The organism is Nocardiopsis protaetiae, from assembly GCF_045446735.1.
In the GTDB taxonomy this organism is placed as follows: domain Bacteria; phylum Actinomycetota; class Actinomycetes; order Streptosporangiales; family Streptosporangiaceae; genus Nocardiopsis; species Nocardiopsis protaetiae.
Genome location: NZ_JBJJBV010000406.1, coordinates 1 through 4,428, shown reverse-complemented (window position 1 = coordinate 4,428; position 4,428 = coordinate 1). Strand labels below are relative to the sequence as shown.

The 4,428-nt window shown below is 72.9% G+C and carries 2 protein-coding genes; both read right to left on the bottom strand.

What is annotated here, in order from left to right; all coding sequences use genetic code 11:
• Window positions 1–72 precede the first annotated feature (72 nt).
• Window positions 73–1,470: an endo-1,4-beta-xylanase gene (locus tag ACJOT3_RS32875; RefSeq protein ID WP_406977032.1), complete on the bottom strand. Its 1,398-nt coding sequence runs from the start codon at window positions 1,468–1,470 to the stop codon at window positions 73–75.
• A 173-nt stretch (window positions 1,471–1,643) separates the two neighbouring features.
• On the bottom strand, window positions 1,644–4,316 hold the full coding sequence (locus tag ACJOT3_RS32870) for a glycoside hydrolase family 48 protein (RefSeq protein ID WP_406977031.1): 2,673 nt from the start codon (window positions 4,314–4,316) through the stop codon (window positions 1,644–1,646).
• Window positions 4,317–4,428 lie beyond the last annotated feature (112 nt).

Here is a 4,428-nt window from a genome sequence, read left to right as displayed (position 1 = left end):
CGGGCGCCCCGGGGGTTCGGGAGCCGCGGTGGGGACCGCGGCCCGGTCACAGGCAGGTCGATCGCAGGCGGCTCAGTCGCAGGCGGCGCCGTTCAGCTCGAACGCGCTGGGGCTGGCCACCTGCCCCTGGTGGGTGATCTGGAACCCGAACGTCGCGCTGCCGCCCGGCGCCAGCGTCCGGTTCCACGACACGCCCTCGGCGGTGACCCCGCCCCCGGTCTGGGTGACGGTGGCGTTCCAGGCCGAGGTGATCTGCTGGCCGGACGGCTGGGTCCAGGCCAGCCGCCAGCCGTCGACGGTCGCGGAGCCGGTGTTGCGGACGGTCACGTCGATGACGGCGCCCTGGTTCCACTGGTTGCTGACGGTGTAGGTGACCGCGCAGTCCCCGTCACCCGGCCCGGGACCGGGCCCCGGCCCGGGGTCCCCGTCGCCGCCCAGGACCTCGTGCACCGCCCAGTACGACGGCTTGGGGTTGTACTGGTGGTCGTAGGGCAGCGCGTCGCCCTGCCCGGGGAACACGTCGGGGATCCAGGAGTGGGCGTCGCCCACCCCCCACACGGTCACGCCGCCGCAGCCGTCCACGGCCATGCACGCCTGGAACACGCGCGTGTAGTCGGCGGCCTGCGCCTGCAACTGCTGCTGCGAGGCGGGGGTGTCGGTGCGGATGTCCAGCTCCGTGATGACGACCTCCAGCCCCAGGTCCGCGAACCGCTGGATGTTGGCCTGCATCGTGGACGGCACCTGGCCGACGATGAGGTGCCCCTGCAACCCCACACCGTGCAGCGGCACGCCCCGGGCGACCAGGGAGGACGCCAGCGCGTAGAGGGCGTCGCTCTTGGCGTTGATCCCCTCGACGTTGTAGTCGTTGATGAACAGCCGGGCGTCGGGGTCGGCCGCGTGCGCCAGCTCCAGGGACGTGGCGATGTAGTCCGGGCCCAGGGTCCGGTGGAACACCGTGTCCCGGAAGCTCCCGTCCTCGTTGAACGCCTCGTTCACGACGTCCCAGTGGCTGATGTCGTCGGCGTAGCGGCCCACGACCGTGGAGATGTGGTCCTCCATCACCCCCTCCAGCTGCGGGGCGCTGAACCCGCCGTTCGCGACCCAGGACGGCAGCTGGCTGTGCCACACCAGGGTGTGGCCGTAGACGTCCTGGCCGTTGGCGCGGGCGAAGTTCACGAGGCGGTCGCCGCCGGTCCAGTTGAACCGGCCTTGCTGGGGCTGGACGGTCTCCCACTTCAGCTCGTTCTCGTGGGTGACGGAGTTGTACTGCCCGCCGGCGATCTCGGCGTAGCGGGCGTTGTCGAGCAGGTGGGCGGAGACCGCCACACCCATGCGCAGGCCGTGCCGGTCGGCGAGGTCGCGCAGCGGCGGGTCCTCGGCCTGGGCGGGGGACCCGGCCGACAGGGCCAGGGCGAGGGCGAACACCGGGGCGAGGAACCTCGCCGTGCGGCGCCGCGTGGTCGTCTTCATCGGTCTCTCCTCGGGTCAAGAGGGGTCGGCTCAGGAGGGTCGAACGGGGCAGGAGGGCAGGAGGGGTTGACGGGGAGGGACCGGGGCCGGACCCGGCCCCTCCCCCGTGTGGTCCCGCGGCGGCCGCCGCTGTACGGCCGCCGCGGGGGTTCAGAGCCCCGGGGCGGGGCGGGTCAGCCGAACAGCTCCCCGTGCACCGCCAGCGCCGTCGCCACGTCCACCTGCGCCCAGAAGCGGTGGTAGGTGAACTCCGGCGCCGGGCCGCCGTCCAGGTACGCCTGGACCTTGGGCCAGTCGGGGTCGTCCTCGTAGAAGGACCGGATGGAGGCGAACGTGGAGTCGGAGTCGATCACGTCGCCGTTGGGCATGGTCCCGGTCCACCCGTTCGGCACGTACAGCCCGCCGTCGGGCGCGCCGTACGGGTCGTCGAACCGCCGGTAGTCGGACCGCACCTCGGGGATGGCGACCCCCAGGTCGTCGCGGTGCTCCAGCAGCGCCTCCAGCAGGCCCTCGGCGACCTCCCGCACCTCCGTGTCGCCGGTGGCGGCGGCGTAGTGCAGCAGCGTCTTGGCCAGCCCGGCGGCGATGCCGACGTCCTGGTTGTGCGAGACGACCTCGACCCGCAGGCCGGGGTTGCCGGTGGGGGTGCCGGTCCAGGTGTCGGGGGCGCCGCTCCACTCCATGTCGGCGGGGATGGCGAACTCGCCGCCGGTGCCGACCGTGGTGTTGGCGATGGCCCAGGGCACCCACGCGTCGAGGACGTCCCCGGCGCGCTCGTCGCCGGTGATGCGGTGGTACTCGGCGACGCGCTCCATGTCCCACACCTGGAACCCGAACCACCGGTTGGACGGCGGGTCGTGCCAGACGGGCTTCTCGTCGTAGAACATCCCGTGGAAGGTCGGGGTGCCCGCGGGCGGCTGCCCGTAGTCGCCCTCCCAGCTGTTGGTGGCGCCGCCGGCGATGCCGCCGTCGGCGGACTGGAGCCACTGGAGGAACTCCAGCTGGCGGTCGAGGCTGGTGGCCCAGTCGGAGGCGCCGGTGGGCGACTCGGGGGCGAGGGCGTCGACCTCGGAGAGGGCGTAGGCGGCCATCACGTTCTGGTAGCCCTGGTGGGCGGAGGACCCGCCGATGCGCCAGGCCCAGGGGTATTCGGCGCTGCCCAGGGCGCCGCCCCAGGCGTAGTACCAGGACATCAGGTAGTGGGCGGAGTTCTTGCCGCTGCCGGGGGCACAGGCCTGGGGGCCGACGCAGTCGCCGACCTCCTTGAAGTACTTGTCGTACATGGCGTAGCGCAGGTAGTCGCCCATGCGGGCGGCGTCGGCGACGCTGTCCGCGATGGCGCCCGCGTTGCCCTGCTCGCTGGCCCAGGTGTGCGCCTGGTAGGCGACCTGGACGGCGCGCGCGTCGGCGTCGGGGGCGTTGGTGTAGCGCCACTGCTCGGAGTAGTTCGAGTCGTCGGTGAACAGGTCCAGGTAGCCGTTGGCGCCGCCGTGCGCGAACGTCTCGCAGGAGGGGTGCGGGACGGTCTCCCACACCGACTCGTTGGAGCCGCGCTGGAAGGTGTTGATGTAGCCGGGGGCGTTGTCGGTGCCGTCGCCGCAGAACCCGAACCCGTAGGTGTTGTCCACGTCCAGCAGCCAGTGCATGCCGTAGACCTCGCCGGTCCCGTACGTGCTGCTCAGCTCGGCGGCCAGCGGGTCGGAGCCGACCTGGACGCCCTGGTCGAGCGGCATCGGGTAGTCGGAGGGGTCGGTGGACTCGGCGATGTAGGTGGCCGGTGCCGACGGGTCGTAGGAGGCGTTGGTGGGCTGGTCGGCGGTGCCCGGGATGATGAACGCCTCCATGGACGCCCAGGCGGCGTTGAACGGCGCCCAGTCGCCGGTGACGCGGCCGTAGGTCGCCTCCAGCCACAGGTAGTAGCTGTACGCCTCGGAGGTGGTGGCGTGCCCGTGGTCGGGCGCCTCCACGATCAGGGTCTCGACGGAGTGGTAGGGGACCAGCAGGCCGTCGAACTCGCGGAAGTACCCGTTGGCGGGGTCCTTGATCTTCTCGTACTGGTCGAGGAACTCGGCCTCGTACTCGTTGGCGGCGGCGGCGCGTTCGCGCACGGTCACGGTGACGGGGTCGTAGCCGTCGGCGGCGACGGTGAAGACCGCCTGCGCCGGATCGCCGGAGCCGTCGCCGGAGGAGGCGACGGTGACCTCCTGCGCCCGGCCCCAGTCGTCGGCGGTGAAGGTGAGGTCGGCCCCGCCGGTGACGGCGAGGGTGTCGGAGCCGGAGGTGCGCTCGACGGTGACGTCCACGTCGTCCTCGGGCTCGGCGGACAGGTGGACGTCGAACGAGGCGGAGCCGCCCGGGTCGACGGCCAGACCCGCCGGGGAGACGACGATCTCGCCGTCCTCCGGTCCGGGCTCCTCGCCGCCGTCCTCGCAGGAGGTGCCGTTGAGGGTGAACACGGTGGGGGCGGCCCCGGAGCCGGTGCCCTGGAACCCGAAGGCGGCGCTCTGGCCGGTGCCCAGGGTGGACGACCAGGCGGGGGCGGCGGCGGTGACGGCGGCGCCCGACTGGGTGACGGTGGCGTTCCAGGCGTTGGTGACCTGCTGGCCACCGGGGAAGGACCAGCCCAGGCTCCAGGGGGAGACCTGGGGGCCGTGGTTGGTGAGGGTGACGTCGGCGGTGAAGCCGCTCCCCCAGTCGTTGGTGACGGTGTAGTCGACCGTGCAGAGCGGGGCGGCGTGGGCGGCCGCGGCCGGCAGCAGGGCGGTGACCAGCGCGGTGGCCGCGAGGAGGGAGAAGGGTCTGCGCCATCGGGGGCGCGTGCGTGCGGTGGGGCGGGGGGTGGACACGTGCGTCTCCTGGGTGGGATCCCCTCGCCCGGCCCGGATCCGGTCGCGGGTGCGGGCATGGCGGAGCCGCGCCACCCGCTCGGGCGGGACGAGGGTTCGTTCGGGTGGTGTG